This is a genomic window from Chryseobacterium sp. JV274, assembly GCF_903969135.1.
Lineage (GTDB): Bacteria > Bacteroidota > Bacteroidia > Flavobacteriales > Weeksellaceae > Chryseobacterium.
In genome coordinates this window covers 1,864,474-1,880,506 of the sequence record NZ_LR824569.1, presented here as the reverse complement: position 1 = coordinate 1,880,506, position 16,033 = coordinate 1,864,474, and the positions used below count along the sequence as shown (strand labels likewise).

General features: G+C 36.3%; 14 protein-coding genes. 7 read left to right on the top strand and 7 right to left on the bottom strand.

Annotated features, from left to right (window positions below):
• Window positions 1–32: 32 nt before the first annotated feature.
• The 3 genes from CHRYMOREF3P_RS08725 to CHRYMOREF3P_RS08715 all read left to right on the top strand — a co-directional run bounded on the left by CHRYMOREF3P_RS08725 (window position 33) and on the right by CHRYMOREF3P_RS08715 (window position 2,298).
• Window positions 33–779: a hypothetical protein gene (locus CHRYMOREF3P_RS08725; protein WP_077419282.1), complete on the top strand. Its 747-nt coding sequence runs from the start codon at window positions 33–35 to the stop codon at window positions 777–779.
• Between the two features lie 118 nt (window positions 780–897).
• Complete coding sequence (locus tag CHRYMOREF3P_RS08720; RefSeq protein ID WP_180564411.1) at window positions 898–2,004, top strand: Mrp/NBP35 family ATP-binding protein; 1,107 nt, start codon at window positions 898–900, stop codon at window positions 2,002–2,004.
• Between the two features lie 45 nt (window positions 2,005–2,049).
• On the top strand, window positions 2,050–2,298 hold the full coding sequence (locus CHRYMOREF3P_RS08715; protein ID WP_002977212.1) for a NifU family protein: 249 nt from the start codon (window positions 2,050–2,052) through the stop codon (window positions 2,296–2,298).
• A gap of 100 nt (window positions 2,299–2,398) precedes the next feature.
• Here CHRYMOREF3P_RS08715 and CHRYMOREF3P_RS08710 read toward each other — a convergent pair whose 3' ends face one another.
• The 6 genes from CHRYMOREF3P_RS08710 to ppk1 all read right to left on the bottom strand — a co-directional run bounded on the left by CHRYMOREF3P_RS08710 (window position 2,399) and on the right by ppk1 (window position 10,245).
• Complete coding sequence (locus CHRYMOREF3P_RS08710) at window positions 2,399–2,791, bottom strand: DUF3060 domain-containing protein (protein ID WP_077419284.1); 393 nt, start codon at window positions 2,789–2,791, stop codon at window positions 2,399–2,401.
• A 177-nt stretch (window positions 2,792–2,968) separates the two neighbouring features.
• Window positions 2,969–6,007: a choice-of-anchor I family protein gene (locus CHRYMOREF3P_RS08705; protein WP_180564410.1), complete on the bottom strand. Its 3,039-nt coding sequence runs from the start codon at window positions 6,005–6,007 to the stop codon at window positions 2,969–2,971.
• Window positions 6,008–6,147: 140 nt separating this feature from the next.
• On the bottom strand, window positions 6,148–6,297 hold the full coding sequence (locus tag CHRYMOREF3P_RS08700; protein ID WP_156118480.1) for a hypothetical protein: 150 nt from the start codon (window positions 6,295–6,297) through the stop codon (window positions 6,148–6,150).
• On the bottom strand, window positions 6,294–6,947 hold the full coding sequence (locus tag CHRYMOREF3P_RS08695) for an NAD-dependent epimerase/dehydratase family protein (protein ID WP_180564409.1): 654 nt from the start codon (window positions 6,945–6,947) through the stop codon (window positions 6,294–6,296). The genes CHRYMOREF3P_RS08700 and CHRYMOREF3P_RS08695 overlap by 4 nt, the downstream gene beginning before the upstream one ends.
• A gap of 344 nt (window positions 6,948–7,291) precedes the next feature.
• On the bottom strand, window positions 7,292–8,176 hold the full coding sequence (locus tag CHRYMOREF3P_RS08690; protein ID WP_077419287.1) for an exopolyphosphatase: 885 nt from the start codon (window positions 8,174–8,176) through the stop codon (window positions 7,292–7,294).
• The gene (gene ppk1 / locus CHRYMOREF3P_RS08685) at window positions 8,173–10,245 is read right to left on the bottom strand and encodes a polyphosphate kinase 1 (protein WP_077419288.1); all 2,073 of its coding nucleotides are present in this window, start codon (window positions 10,243–10,245) and stop codon (window positions 8,173–8,175) included. Before ppk1 ends, CHRYMOREF3P_RS08690 begins: the two co-directional genes overlap by 4 nt.
• Before the next feature lie 242 nt (window positions 10,246–10,487).
• Between ppk1 and CHRYMOREF3P_RS08680 the strand changes: the two genes are divergently transcribed.
• From CHRYMOREF3P_RS08680 to CHRYMOREF3P_RS08670, 3 genes are all read left to right on the top strand, one after another.
• Window positions 10,488–11,720: a zinc-dependent metalloprotease gene (locus CHRYMOREF3P_RS08680; RefSeq protein ID WP_180564408.1), complete on the top strand. Its 1,233-nt coding sequence runs from the start codon at window positions 10,488–10,490 to the stop codon at window positions 11,718–11,720.
• Window positions 11,721–11,872: 152 nt separating this feature from the next.
• The gene (dnaK, locus tag CHRYMOREF3P_RS08675; protein ID WP_077419290.1) at window positions 11,873–13,771 is read left to right on the top strand and encodes a molecular chaperone DnaK; all 1,899 of its coding nucleotides are present in this window, start codon (window positions 11,873–11,875) and stop codon (window positions 13,769–13,771) included.
• Window positions 13,772–13,950: 179 nt separating this feature from the next.
• Window positions 13,951–14,940 (top strand): erythromycin esterase family protein, encoded by a 990-nt coding sequence (locus CHRYMOREF3P_RS08670; RefSeq protein WP_077419291.1) that lies wholly within the window; start codon window positions 13,951–13,953, stop codon window positions 14,938–14,940.
• A gap of 173 nt (window positions 14,941–15,113) precedes the next feature.
• On the opposite strand, the gene CHRYMOREF3P_RS08665 is transcribed toward CHRYMOREF3P_RS08670, so the two are convergent.
• Window positions 15,114–15,476, bottom strand: a complete 363-nt coding sequence (locus CHRYMOREF3P_RS08665; RefSeq protein ID WP_077419292.1) for a winged helix-turn-helix transcriptional regulator — start codon at window positions 15,474–15,476, stop codon at window positions 15,114–15,116.
• 91 nt (window positions 15,477–15,567) lie between these two features.
• Here CHRYMOREF3P_RS08665 and CHRYMOREF3P_RS08660 point away from each other — a divergent pair, with 91 nt between their 5' ends.
• Window positions 15,568–16,011: a DUF3291 domain-containing protein gene (locus CHRYMOREF3P_RS08660; protein WP_180564407.1), complete on the top strand. Its 444-nt coding sequence runs from the start codon at window positions 15,568–15,570 to the stop codon at window positions 16,009–16,011.
• The last annotated feature ends 22 nt before the right edge of the window (window positions 16,012–16,033 follow it).

Here is a 16,033-nt window from a genome sequence, read left to right as displayed (position 1 = left end):
TCAAAACAAACATAACCTCAAAAAACAAAGACATGGAAACTCATTCTAAAAAACCTGCTCCAGATGATAATAACGGCGTTCTGATCTCCTATTACCAATTACGAATGTTTATCGGATTACTCGGATTTCTCCTTTCCTTTCTTCTTTTTATGACCACCTATTTTTTAAATGATGAACATCCGCTTAAAGTAAGTATAAGCCATTATTACTACAGTTTCGGGCATGTGATTTTTGTTGGAACATTATGTATTCTGGGTGGATTATTCGCTACCTACAGAGGAAAAGACAGATATGAAAACATGCTTTCAAATTTTGCCGGAGTAATGGCGGTATTGGTCGCTGTATTTCCAACAAAATTTAATGGATATGGAGGAAATATTTACATCAATATAGATAAGGCTAACTATCAGGACTGGTTCAGCTGGGTACATTATATCAGTGCAGGGCTGCTTTTCGTTTCTTTTGCCGTTTTTTGTCTTTATTTTTTTCAAAAAAGTGATAAAGAACAGGATGGAGAGCCTATTTCCGAAGAAGAAGCACTCAAAAAAAGCCGTAGAAACCTGTATTACAAATGTTGCGGCTGGGGAATACTCATCAGTCTCGCCTGCATTGGGCTTATTGCTATTTTAGGAGATGACTCAGCTTCCGCGAATCAATTTCTAACGTATTCTACCCTTATTTTTGAAACCACCTCATTGTTTTTCTTCTCTACCTCCTGGCTGTTAAAATCCAGTGAATTCTGGAATAAAAATATTCCGTTAGTAACCTATTTCAGATAATAATTGCCGATATATAAAGGGCTGAAGGTCTGTGTTTACAAAAGAATTTATCTATGATTGTGTTTACTTATTCTAAATAGGTGAAAAATGCGTAAATTTGTAAACAATTTATATTTATATGTTGACGAAAGAAAAGGTTCAGGATTTCCTTAAAGAAATAGAAGTAGACGATTTGGTGAATAATCTTCAGATTATGGGTAATGATGTTTATATTGACATGACTGCTCATTCGCCTGCAATGCACGAAAAGAAAAAACTGGAGGCTGCAATGAAACAGGCTTTTGCCAGTGAGTTTGGAGAAGAGGTTCATTTAAAACTTAAAATCGTTTCTCCGGAACCTAGTGAAATTCAGCAAAGTCAGATCAAAGGAAAACAAATTCCGGGAATTCAAAATATTATCGCTATTGCCTCCGGTAAAGGAGGAGTAGGAAAATCTACAGTTTCTGCAAATATGGCAGTAACGTTGGCAAAAATGGGTTTCAAAGTAGGGTTATTGGATGCTGATATCTATGGTCCTTCTGTTCCCACCATGTTTGACACAGAAGGTGCAAAACCAATTTCTGTAGAAGTAAATGGGAAGAATTTGATGAAACCTATTGAGAACTATGGAGTAAAAATGCTTTCTATCGGATATTTCTCAGGAGCTAATCAGGCGGTAGTGTGGAGAGGTCCTATGGCTTCAAAAGCATTAAACCAGATGATCAGAGATGCTGCATGGGGAGAACTGGATTTCTTATTAATAGACCTGCCTCCGGGAACAGGTGACATTCACTTGTCAATCATTCAGGAAGTACCGGTAACAGGAGCAGTGATCGTAAGTACACCTCAGCATGTTGCTTTGGCAGACGTAAGAAAAGGAATTGCTATGTTCCAGATGGAGAGTATCAATATTCCGGTGCTTGGATTAATCGAAAATATGGCGTATTTTACACCGGAAGAACTTCCTGACAACAAATATTATATCTTTGGAAACCAGGGAGCACAATATTTAGCTGAAGATCTTGGAATTCCTGTATTGGGAGAAATTCCGTTGATCCAAAGTATCAGAGAAGCTGGAGACGTAGGAAGACCTGCTGCTCTTCAGGAAGGATCTAAGATTGCTGATATCTACACAGAAACAGCCAGAAAAATGGTAGAAAGCCTTATAGAAAGAAATAAAAGTCTTCCTCCTACTGAAGCAGTGAAGATTTCAACAATGGCAGGATGCTCACCAAAAGCAAAATAATAATACCTTTCAATACTTTGAAAGAACCAAATTGAACTGAAAAATATGGAAACAAACATAACGCACGAAGATACAGTAACAAGAGTAATGGAAGCTCTGGAAAGCATCAGACCGTTTTTGAATAAAGACGGAGGTGATATTGAGCTTATTGATGTGAAAGATAATCAGGTGTTTGTGAAGCTTTTGGGTAACTGTTCCGGATGTTCGTTGAATTTCTCAACGCTGAAATTAGGTGTTGAAAATACCATCAAACAACATGCGCCAGAAATCGAAAAGGTAATCAACGTAGAATAAATTATATCTGAGATATTTTTAAAAGACAGACCTCAATGGGGTCTGTCTTTTTTTGTTTGAATATATTCTTTACAGATTTTGAAATCTGTGAGAACTGTATTTACTGTTTTACTACTTTATTCCCCACTCCTGTAATAGAAACATCAGGTTTACCGGATTTTGTTCCGGAAGTTCGGTAGTAGATCATATTGTCACCACCCTCCATGGATATTTTGTCCACTTTATCAATGTATACTTTATTACCTGTTCCGGAAACCGTAATTTTTTTAGCACTTCCTTTGACTGTTAATGTATTGTCACCACCTTCTACCTCAACAACTCCTCCGTTGAGAGTATAATTGAGATTATGACCTACACCTTCTACATGGACCACCTTATTACCTTCTGTTTTCTCTACACCTTTTGCGGATTCTATCTTTCTGGATTGTGAAAAAGCTGTTCCTGTTCCCAATAACAGAAAAGCAAGAATTCCTGCCGTTTTAATATTTTTCATTGTGAATTTGGTTTGTTAAAGGTAAATATAGAAATAAAATGATTTTTTCAGGCATTTCAAAAGTTAAATCATCTTAAATAATAAGTTTTATATTGAGTTGACTTCAAATTTATCAACAACAAAAAAGCTCCGGAAAATCCGAAGCTTTAAAATAGAATGGTATACTGTAATTTATGTTTACTTTACAATGACTCTTTTTATTTGTCCTTCTGAAGTTTTTACAAGATAAACACCAGTAGAAAGATTGGATGTGCTTATGGTTAAAGCATTCTTTTCCTTTCCGATCAGCTTTCCGGACATATCATACAGTTCGTAATCCTGTTTTCTGTTGAAATAAAGTGTATTTCCTTTGTTAACAGGATTTGGGAATACGTTGAAGGTTGCCTGTTCAGCTTTTGTTTCACCAGTTCCCAAAGTAGGCGGCATTGCCACTTCATACATGGATAAAGTTCCGCTGATCTCGTTGGCAATAATTACATAGCCTTTATTGGTTGTAGTATTTTCAGGAGCGATGTAGATGATCCCTTCAGGGCCATTGTCACCTCCGTAAGCTGAAGTAGAACGCGAATGTTTATAATCGGTAAAAGTAGGGCTGTTAGGATCTGTGATATTATATACCATAACGCCTCCGGTTCTTTCTAATGTGATAAAAGCATATGTCTGTCCGTTGATGTTTCCTAATGCTACGCCTTCCGGTTCAGGGCCTTTTGCACGGCTTCTGTTTTTGGCACCGTTGGATTCATTATCGGCATTGAAAATTAACGGCTGATAAGCTGCAATATATCTTTCAAACTGATCTCCGCTGTCGTACACGATCTGTTTGGTATCCGCATTGAAAATAGAGAATGAGCGTGCTCCTAAAGCTGCCATTTCTTCAAATTCTGCATCTCCGTCTGTATTTCCTGTGGCAGATGAAACCCTGAATCTTCCAAGATTATAAGAAGCCTTTAAAATATTTGAATTCGGGAAAAGTACTGGATCTAAAATATAACCGTTTGCACCTACAGTGGTTCTTTCGCTGTAGCCTGAAAGGTCTTTTTCATCTCCTTCATTGGCTGTTACAATATAATGAGTACTTCCTACCTTATAATTCTGTACTGCATCCGGAACATAATAAGCTTTTACAGGCCAGTTGGCAATTAAAACCTCTCCATTATTGTCCGAAGCATCAAAACCATTACCCGGAAGGCTCATGTCTTTTTTACCCAATCCCCAGATTCCCGTGATGGTTTTGGTTGCCAGGTTAATTTCAGCGACAGCATTATTTTCCTGAAGTGTTACCCATGCTTTCTGGCTATCTGAACTGATGGTAACATATTCAGGTTCCAGATCCTGAGAAAGCGTATTATTTGTTCTTACTTTTCTTAACCCGGTAGCTGTTAAAGCTGCTACCTGAGAATCAAAACTATTGAAATTGAGCGTTGTCACATTACTTTGCGTAAGATTTCCGATACCTCCGGAAATATCAATGATGCTGATCGTTCCTTCGGGATTTACCGTATAGGCATCATTAGGTTCCCCTTCGTTGGCGGTCACTACTTTTGTTCCGTCGGGAGAGAAGGTGATCATATCCGGTAAAGCTCCTACACTTACCTGTTTCAGGAAATTTCCGTTAATATCAAAGAATACTACAGAACCATTTTGCTGCGGATCGGTATTCGGAGAAGCAGCGGCGATGATTCCGTTTTTTACTGCAATACTTGTGATTCCGCCATAGAAAGCCATATTGACTGTTTTTACGACCGATGGAGTGGCAGGCGTACTGAAATCAATAATATCAAAAACATCTGTAATGGAGCTGATCGTGAATAAACGTTGAGTTGATGCATCATGAACCACAATTTCCGTGGAGCTGTTATTATTTCCTGAAGGATCAAAACTTCCCAGATAATTCAGTTGGATCTGATGGGATGGAACCGGTGCCGGCTTATCATTGTCTACAATATAAACAGTTGCAGTATTGTCTCCTGAAATAGTTGCTCCGGTAGGATTTTCGAGGCTTACAACAAAATATTCGGCCTGCTGTTCTGCCACTGTGTCATCAGTAATCGGAATGTTGACTGTATAACTTGTTGTAGATGGAGTGATGTTAATAGTTTGGCTGGCTAAAGTAAAATCATTAGCATCAGCCGTACTGAATGGTGCCGGTTTTACCACAAGATTTACTGTAGCCGTTGAAGGATTGGTGATATTGATTTTAAATGCAAGGTTTCCTGCATTTTCATTGACCTTAATGAAGTTTTTTTCCAAAGAAATTATTGTTCCGGCTGTAGTGAAAGTGCTGGATGTAACAGCTGTAACTCCATTATCACTAAAGTCTTCTACCATATTGGGTTTAAGGGCAAGATAATAAGTTTGTCCCGGTACCAGTCCCGAAGTTGGGATTACAGTAATCGTATTGTTGCTGAAAGTCGTTGTAAATGGAATTAGCGCCCCTGCTGCATTCCCAAGACGAAGCTCTATAAGGTTTTGAGCGTTAGAATTATTGATCGCAGAATTATCTGTTAATCTTATATTTTCATTAAAAGATAAGGTAGGATTTACAGTAGTCGAAGCGTTATTGGTATTATTGGCAGGAAGATAAGTAACAGTTGGTGGAGTGGTGTCCGCACCTCCGGCAGGAGTGGCATCTACCGTAAAGTTATCAAAACGGTTGTTACCTCCTGTTCCGCCTCCTGTTGCTGAGAATTCAACTTTTAATTTAAAGTTGGGATTGTTATTGGCTCCCTGAATGGCAGAAAAATCAATAGTAATGAGCTGAGGATTGGCATCCTGAGGATTCACAGTCTGAAACTGCACAAAATTAGTTCCGTCTGTTGAATAAGACCATGTCTGAGTACCGGCTCCCTGTCCGGATCTTCTGGTGGTAAATTTAACAATGACGCTGTTATATCCGGTGGTAGGCAGATTAAACTGTAATCCTCCTCCAATTGGATTATTGAACCTTAAATGAGTTCCGGATGCATCTCCATTTCTGGCATTTAAATTTTCATCACTAAAATTCTGCCCGGTACCACCAGCAAAATCTATTACACTTGTACCTCCTGCTATAGCCGTAAGAGAGCCATTCACCAGGGTAGAAGCAGGTGTAGTGACTGTGGCAGCAGAAGTATTGTTGTTAAAATTCCAGTAATGAATCAGTGTCTGTCCGAAAAGACCGCTCTGAAAAAAGAATGCGGCAATCACAGACCCTTTTAATAGGTAGTTGTTGATCATTTTTACTTTAATTAGATAAATGCAAAAATGAACTTTATGTTTCGCAACTATTTTAATGGAATCTTAAGAAATGTTTAAAAAATAGGTTTGTTTCCGATAAATGATAGAATGTTGTTCAAATGAGGACTTGTAGGATGTATTTATTTTCCTGATTTTCCGGAAAAATTTAAAATTGTTCCGGACTTATTTCCTTCTAATGGATGTTTCTGCATATAAAAATATCCTGAAACAGCAGTCACAAGCAAGAGTACAAAAATAACCAGAATAATTCTTCTTAACATGTCTCTCATATCGCTAAATTTTTAATATCTCTAATTTCTAAAGTAGATGTAGGGTATCCTTTTTGTGTCACATTGATCATTGCTCTACCCACTTCGTGTAAAGTTAATGATTTTGATTGAAAAAAAACAGGAAAAATCCAAATAAAAGGTTTAAAAAACCATTTTACATTCAATTGACCGTCAACAGGTTTCATAAATCCGGGGCGAAAATTATAAGCCCCTTTGAAATTTATTTTTTTCAAATCATTTTCGGTTTTGCCCTTTACCCGTGCCCACATCATTTTCCCGCTCTCTGTGCTGTCTGTACTTGCCCCTGAAACATAGTTAAAAACTATATCCGGATTTTGGTTCAAAACAGCTTTTGCAAAGTGAAGGGTTGTATCGTAAGTGATTCTGGTATAATCTTCTTCATTCATACCTACACTGCTGATTCCGGCACAGAAAAAACAGGCATCATAGCCTTTTAGTTTTTCATCATGGATGTCTATGGATAAAAAATCCGGGACAAGGTATTCTTTCAGTTTGGGGTGTGATTTTCCAGAAGGTTTTCTGCTTATGCTGAGGATTTCAGAAACATTGGGGTTCTCAAGACATTCCATTAAAATGCCTTCACCTACCATCCCTGTTGCTCCTGTAAGAATTATTTTGATTGGATTCATTGTTTTGCTATTGATAATGATATGACGAATGGGGATAGGGTTTTACTTTAAAATTTGGAAAAGTTTTTTACTAAAAGTAAAAAGTAAAAAGTAAAAAGTAAAAAGTAAAAAGTAAAAAGTAAAAAGTAAAAAGTAACTTTTATTAAAATTCAATAGAGGTGGTTTTAATCCACCTGACAATAAATGATTTATCATTGGCTTTAGCCAAAACTTAATAGCATGGGAGAACATAGAGATTGCTTCGTCGCGTTGTTCCTCGCAATGACAGTACTGTGAAAAGCTGAAAACAGTTTCAAAAAAATAAAACCAGCTCAATGGCTGGCTTATAATATTGTTATTTGTTGTTACTTTTTGTGCTGTAACTGAGTGTAAATGTTGTGGATCAATCCGTCTGCCACAGATATTTTAGGGACAAAAATCCTGTTGATATCAGACCATAACATCACATTATTGAAGATGCTCAGGGCATGTACCAATACATCGGCACGGTCTTCTCTAAGGTTGTAATTGGTCATTCTTTCTTCCACAGACAGCTCATTGAATTCTTTATGGACCTTTTTCAGGTGTGATAAAGACATGGGTTTCCCGTCTTTGGTTTTGCTCATGGAGAACACTTTGTTGATGTTTCCTCCTGATCCAATCGCTACAATTGGTTTCTTGCTGACAATATTTTCCTTGATCTCGTCCTTCATCTCTTTCCAGTTGTCCATCGTAACCAGGTTGTTGAGAAGACGAATGGTTCCGATATTGAACGATTTCTCGTAAACCATTTTACCGTTTTCGTAGAAGGTAAGTTCCGTAGAACCTCCGCCAACGTCGATGTATAAGTAAGCGAATTCTTTATCAAGACCTTCTGCAACATGATTTTCATAAACCAGGGTAGCTTCTTCATCACCGGAAATAATTTCGATGTTGATTCCAGATGCTTCTTTTACGAGTTCAATAATTTCGTTGCCATTGGAAGCGTCACGCATGGCACTGGTAGCACAGGCTCTGTAATGATCCACTTTATATATTTTCATCAGGTCACTGAAGATTTTCATGGAGTCAATGACCATTTTTTCTCTTTCGGGACCTATTTTTCCGATGGTGAAAACATCCATTCCCAGTCTCAGGGGAATTCTGAGAAGGTTGAGTTTGATGAATTCAGGTTTTCTGTTATTAATCTTAACTTCATTGATTAGAAGGCGGGCTGCATTACTCCCTATGTCTATCGCTGCTATCTTCATTTTTTGCTTGTTTTAGCTTTTAAATATTTATAGGTTTCTATTTGTGAACGGCATTCTTTTTTATCATTTCTTATGTATTCATTGCTGAGTTTCTTATCCAGAATTCTGGCTTTTACATTATCCCTAAGCTGAATATCAAGAATATCTTTTAATTCTTTCTTAAGGTTCTTGTCAGTGATTTTAGCGGCGGCTTCAATCCTGTAATCCAGGTTTCTGGTCATCCAGTCAGCGGAAGAAATGTACATGTCTTCTGTTCCTTTATTGTAGAAATACATTACTCTGGCATGCTCCAGGTATTCATCTACAATACTAATCGCTTTTATTTTTTCTTTAAACTCTTTCTGGTTTACGGCACAATAGATTCCTCTTACGATGAGTCTGATTACCACACCAGCTTTGGCGGCATCATATAGCTTTTCTATCAGTAGCCTGTCGCTCATAGAATTTACCTTGATGATGATCTCTGTTTTTCGGCCTGCTTTGGCTTCTTCTATTTCTTTATCAATATGGTGAACAATCTTTTCACGCATAAATTGAGGGCAAACTAATAAATTTTTACAAGTTTTCAAAATCGGAATAAAATCATCCTTCGGTTTTTTCAGAACATTGAACACTTTATTGATATCTGCCATGATACCGCGATCGGCTGTAAGGAGCAGATGATCACCATATATTCTTGCTGTTTTTTCGTTGAAATTCCCGGTACTTACAAATCCATATTGGATGGTTTTATTATGCGCTCTCTTTTTGATAACACACAGTTTAGCATGTACTTTTTTGTTGGGAATTCCCACAAGAACTGTAATCCCCTCCGGTTCCAGCATATCTTTCCATTTCAGATTGGATTCTTCATCAAACCTTGCCTGAAGTTCAAGCATTACGGTCACTTCTTTACCATTTCTGGCAGCATAGATGAGCGCATTGATGATTTTTGAGCTGCTTGCCATACGGTAGGCAGTGATCTGTATAGATTTTACATCCGGATCCATTGCTGCTTCACGGAGAAGATCAATTACCGGATTATATTTGTGATAAGGGAAAGTAAGAAGCACATCTTCTTTTAAAATAACATCTGTTACTCTCTCACCATGTTCAAATGCCTGATGAGTAAAAGAGCTTCTTTCCACAGGTCTTTCATACTTTTCAAAAACATCTGGGAAATCCATGAAATGCTTGAAATTATGAATTTTTCCTCCCGGAATGATACTGTCTTTTTTCGTTAAATTCAGCTTTCTGATAAGGAGTTCCAGCAGCGCTTTATCCATATCTTTATCAAACACGAAACGGGTAGGCTTTCCTTTTCTTCTGTTTTTGAGTCCTTTTTCTATTTTCTCTGCGAAATTGGTTCTGATGTCATTGTCCAGATCAAGTTCAGCATCTTTTGTTACTTTAAAAGCATTAGCAGAAAACTCATCATATCCGAAATAAGAGAAAATATGCGGAAGGTTGAAAGTGATGACATCCTCCAGCAGCATTACGTTTTTCTCTTCCGGATCTTCTGTTGGAAGCAATACGAATCTTCCTACAAAACGGGAAGGAATCTCAATAATGGCATAATTGCTGGAATATTGCCAGTCTTTTTTTCTCATCGCAACCCCCAGATAAAGACTTTTATCTCTCAAATAGGGCATTGGCGTATTTTCATGAAGAAGAATAGGAATTACATTAGATTCTACCACTTCATCAAAATATTGTCTGACAAATTCTTTTTGTCCTGCTGTCAGGTTTTTGGCATTTTTAATGAAAACTTTATGATCAGCCATTTCAGTCTGGATATTTTTCCAGCTTTTATCAAAATTCAGCTGCTGTCTCATCACAATTTCATTGATTCTCTGAAGGATTTTGGAGGGAGGTTGGTAGAAAGATTCAGCAATCACTTTTTCCTTAAAATCCATGGCACGTTTTAATCCGGCAACACGTACTCTGAAAAATTCATCTAAATTGTTGGAGAAAATTCCGAGAAAACGTATTCTTAAATGTAAGGGAACTTTTTCATCCATGGCCTCCTGTAAAACTCTTTCATTAAAGGCAAGCCATGTAATATCTCGTGGATTAAAGTGTAATGACATTCTAAATGTGTATATTTTATCAAAAATAATAATTCGTAAAGATTCTGTCTCTATTTCTTAGGTTAAACTTTGATTAATTTTTAAAGGTTGGTGAATTAAATTGTTTTGCTGATAACAAGCATATTGGTAATCAATTGGTTTAAGCAAATTTAGAGTTACAGTGATTTTACTGTAAATTACTCATTTATTCCATAGTCTTGTTGGAAGAATGGTTATATTTGCCGACTATTTATACTATTTATATGAAAAAAATTTTACTATTAACTGCCGGCTTTCTGATGGCTAATGTATTTGGACAGAGAGAATGTGCTACTGATTTGAAAATGAAGGAGTTTTATACAAGAAACCCTCAGGCTCTGGCAAAAAAAGAAGATTTACGAAATTATTTAACCAGTAAAAATGCTAATACAATGGCTAAAAATGGACAGACTGTTGTTACTATTCCCGTAGTAGTACATGTTCTTTATGGAAGTGCTGCCCAGAATATTTCTGATGCTCAGATTGCATCACAGATTGCAATTCTGAATAATGATTTCAGAAAGTTGAATCCTAACTTTAGTTCTGTCGTTCCTGATGCATTCAAGCCTTATGCAGCCGATATGGAACTGACATTTTGTATGGCAACAAAAACTCCTACAGGTGCTTCCACTACAGGAATAGAAAGAAAATCTGTAGCTGCAAATTTTGATTTTGCAAACCAATATTATTTAGCTTCGGGACTTACAGCCTGGGATCCAACTAAATATTTGAACATATGGGTAGGGAATATGCCAAATCCTTACTTAGGTTGGGCTTATCTGCCTGACGCTGCTGGTTTTCCGGAAGACGGACTTGCTATTGGTTACAAATATTTCGGAACCACAGGAGCTGCTCAGTATCCTTATAATGGAGGCCGAACTGCTACGCATGAAATAGGACATTATTTCGGATTGCTTCACCCTTGGGGAGAAGATGGCAGTCTTTGTAATACACCGGATAATGATGATGGGTGTGCTGATACCCCTGCTATTAATGATGCTCATTACGGTGGTAATGTTTTTCCAGATAATGGATTCATGTGTAATCCGACTGCAAACGGAGCTATGTTCATGAATTTTATGGATTATGTGACAGATACAGAAATGGCATTCTTTACCAATGATCAGAAAACAATCAAGACCAATACGATGGCAGGGCCAAGAGCAAGTCTTTTGAATTCTAACGCATGTGCATTTTTATCAGTAAATGATGTACAAAAGGTAAATTCTATCAATCTTTTCCCTAATCCTACTACACAGTATATTTCTATTGCTTCTCCTTTAGCACCTATTAATGAAGTGGAAATTTTCAATGCAGAAGGAAGACTGGTGAAAAAAGCATTTATTAAAAATGAAACAGATAAAATTGATGTGAAAGATTTTGCCAGTGGTGTTTATTATGTAAGAACTTATAATGACAAAGACTTCGTAAAATCAATGAAGTTTATCAAAAAATAATGAAAATATTTCCATATTAAATCATACAAAGCCTCGATTTTATCGGGGTTTTTATTTTATTGTGTCATTTTGTCACAATTCTTTGAATGGTACAGATATTGAGAAATTGAGAGTGTAAATTAATTTAAAAATAGAAAAAAATATAAAATATTATGAGTAAAATAATTGGAATTGACTTAGGAACGACCAACTCTTGTGTTGCTGTAATGGAGGGTAAAGACCCTGTTGTTATTCCTAACGCAGAAGGTAAAAGAACTACTCCTTCTATTGTAGCTTTTACAGAAGACGGAGAGAGAAAAGTAGGTGATCCTGCAAAAAGACAGGCTGTAACGAATCCAACAAAAACTGTTTACTCTATCAAAAGATTTATCGGAACGCACTTTAAAGATGATGCTTCTGAAGTTTCAAGAGTACCTTATAAAGTGGTTGCAGGACCAAATGATACTGTAAAAGTAAAAATCGACGATAGAGAATATACACCACAGGAAATTTCTGCAATGACGCTTCAGAAAATGAAGAAAACTGCTGAAGATTATCTTGGACAGGAAGTAACAAGAGCGGTAATCACTGTTCCTGCATACTTCAATGATGCACAGAGACAAGCTACTAAAGAAGCTGGTGAAATCGCTGGTCTTAAAGTAGAAAGAATTATCAACGAACCTACAGCTGCGGCGTTAGCTTACGGTCTTGATAAAAACCATAAAGATCAGAAAATCGCAGTATATGACCTAGGTGGTGGTACTTTTGATATCTCTATCCTTGATTTAGGAGATGGTGTATTCGAAGTATTATCTACAAATGGTGATACGCACTTAGGAGGTGATGACTTTGATGATGTGATCATCAACTGGATGGCTGATGAGTTCAAAGCTGAAGAAGGTGTAGAATTGAAATCTGATGCAATCGCATTACAAAGATTGAAAGAAGCTGCTGAAAAAGCTAAAATTGAATTATCTTCTTCTCCTCAGACTGAAATCAACTTACCATATATCACGGCTACTGCTACAGGTCCTAAGCACTTAGTGAAGTCTTTAACAAAAGCTAAATTCGAGCAATTATCTGCAGATCTTGTAAGAAGATCTATGGAGCCTGTTGCTAAAGCATTAAAAGATGCTGGTTTATCAACTTCAGATATTGACGAAGTAATCTTGGTAGGTGGTTCTACAAGAATCCCGATCATCCAGGAAGAAGTAGAAAAATTCTTCGGTAAAAAACCATCTAAAGGAGTGAACCCGGATGAGGTTGTAGCAATTGGTGCAGCAATCCAGGGAGGTGTATTAACAGGTGATGTAAAAGACGTATTACTACTTGACGTTACTCCACTTTCTTTAGGTATTGAAACAATGGGTTCTGTATTCACTAAATTAATTGAGGCGAACACTACGATCCCAACTAAAAAATCTGAAGTATTCTCTACAGCTTCTGACAACCAGCCGGCTGTAAGCATCAGAGTAGGGCAGGGAGAAAGATCAATGTTCAACGATAACAAAGAAATCGGTAGATTCGATCTTCAGGATATTCCACCAGCACCAAGAGGAGTTCCTCAAATTGAAGTAACTTTCGATATTGATGCTAACGGTATCCTAAGTGTGTCTGCTAAAGATAAAGGAACTGGTAAAGAGCAGTCTATCAAAATCCAGGCTTCTTCAGGTCTTTCTGACGAAGAAATCGAAAGAATGAAGAAAGAAGCTCAGGAAAACTCTGCAGCAGATGCTAAGAGAAAAGAAGAAGTTGAAATCTTCAACAAAGCTGACGGATTGATCTTCCAGACTGAAAAGCAATTGAAAGAGTTCGGTGAAAAGCTTTCTGCTGACAAAAAAGCAGCTATCGAAACGGCTCACACAGAATTAAAAACAGCTTTCGAAGCTAAAAGTGTTGATGATGTAAAAGCTAAAACTGAAGCATTAGATGCAGCATGGATGGCAGCTTCTGAAGAATTATATGCAGCTGGTCAACAGCCTGGTGCTGATGCAGGTGCCGGAGCTCAGAATGCTGGCGGAAACGCTGGAGCTGAAGATGTACAGGATGCAGACTTCGAAGAAGTAAAATAATTAATTGATTCATAACAATTAATAACATATAGAAAAACCCCATAAACATTTGTTTATGGGGTTTTTACTTCCAAAAGGTTTCTTACAACAAAAAACTGCCTTTTAACCAAGAACTCAGAGGCAATGCAGAAATAGTAGGATTAGGAGAATCTACTCACGGTTCGAGTGAAGTGTATCAAATGAAATATAAAATAAGTGAATATTTGATAGCCCACAAAAATTTCAATGTCTTTTCGCTCGAAGCCAATATGCCTGAAAGTTTTTTAATGAATCACTATATTCAGGAAGGAAAAGGAAACCCAAAAGATATTCTAAAGGGAATGTATTTTTGGCTGTGGCAAACCGAAGAAACTTTAACTTTTGTTGAATGGTTGAAAAAATACAATGAAAATCATAGTTCAAAAGTTTTTTTTGATGGTTTCGATATGCAATACGCTAAAGGGGCGATAGCTCAAATAAGAAAAACATATCAGGAAAATCAGCTGCCCGAGCAAGAGATTGATGACATGGAAATCGCTTTAAAGGAAAATAACAGAGGCTTTAGAACGTATTCTAAAAAAGGTCAAAAAATTATATCTGAGTATCTGTTTTTAATAAAAGAAAAAAGTATATCAATAAAAAATCCGGAAGAAAAATCGCGCTTCCTACAAAATGTAGATATTATTAGACAATATATCCAACACAGTTTTATTAGAAGAGACCAATTTATGGCAGAGAATGTTAAATGGTTAAAGGAAAACTATTTGAATTCTAAAGTAATTGTCTCCGCTCATAATTATCACATTGCAAAATTAAATTCAGAAAGAATGGGGTATTGGATGAATGAAATGCATGATAACGATTTTGTGAATTTTGGATTTGCCTTTTATGAAGGTACTTATTCTGCCAGTATTAATGGGAAGCTTGGTATCTATAATTCAGAAAAAGCCGGTCCCGGAACATTAGAATATAAGCTTAACTCGCTCGACATTCCAATTTTTATTTTGGATCTGAAAGGAATCAAGAAGGATGGCAACAAACTTGGTAATTGGATATTAAAAGATATTCTATTCCGCAAAACAGGATCAGGTACAGATAAAAGTGAATTTACAAAAACTAATGTTACTGACTCTTTTGATTATTTGATATTCATAAATAAGTCAACAAACTCAAAAACTTTTAAATGGTAACCCAAAATAAGCACAGCAAATTGAGTACTCTATTTATTAATGGATGGGTAATATTAATTTATATAGTTATCTATAAACACTAACATCTAATTATAAATCAAACCCGCAGTAAATTTATTTACTGCGGGTTTTTATTTTTTGTAGACTGATATATGAATTTAATGTATAAACTTTTAAAGCACCTTTTTACTTTCTAAAATAGTTTTGCCCCAATTATTAATATGATCCAATAAAGGAATAAATGATAATCCTAAATCTGACAAACTATATACAACTTTTACGGGAGGCTTTGTTCCAAATACTGTTCGTGTTATTAATTGATCTCTTTCTAATTGTCTTAGCTGAATACTTAAGGTTGTTTCTGTAATAAAAGAAAGCTCTTTTTTTAGTTCACCAAACCTTTTATCACCGTTCTTTAGGTGGCAGAGAATAACTCCTTTCCATCTTCCTCCAATGAGATCCATGACAAAGCTTACTGCACAGGGATAAGATTTTTGGTCCACATTGATGTATGAGGTCTCACATTCTTTTTTCATTTTTTTATAGTATCTATATTGATAGTTATTTTATGCTAATAGTACAGGATCTATTTTTACACAATATAACGAGAATTAAAGAAATAAAAAAATGTACCAATTAGCACAAATTAATGTTGCCCGAATGAAAGGAGTTAACATAGAAGATCCAGTAATGAATGAGTTTGTAAGTCATTTTGATTCAGTTAATCAACTAGCAGATGAAAGTGATGGGTTCATATGGAGGCTAAAAGATGAGGATAACAATGCGGCAAGCTTTAATCCATTTAATGATGAACAAATTATTATCAATCTATCTGTATGGAGAAATATAGAAACATTGGAATACTATACCTATAAAACATTTCATGTTGACTTTCTGAAAAGAAGAAAAGAATGGTTTCAAAAATATGGAAAAGCCTTTTATGCTCTGTGGTGGATTAAAGATAGTGAATATCCAGACATAACAGAAGCTGTGAAGCGGCTAGAGTATTTGCAGGAAAACGGTCCATCATCCTATGCATTTAACTTTCAGTCCGTTTTTAAAAAGCCATAGCCAGATGTAATATCGTATGTAT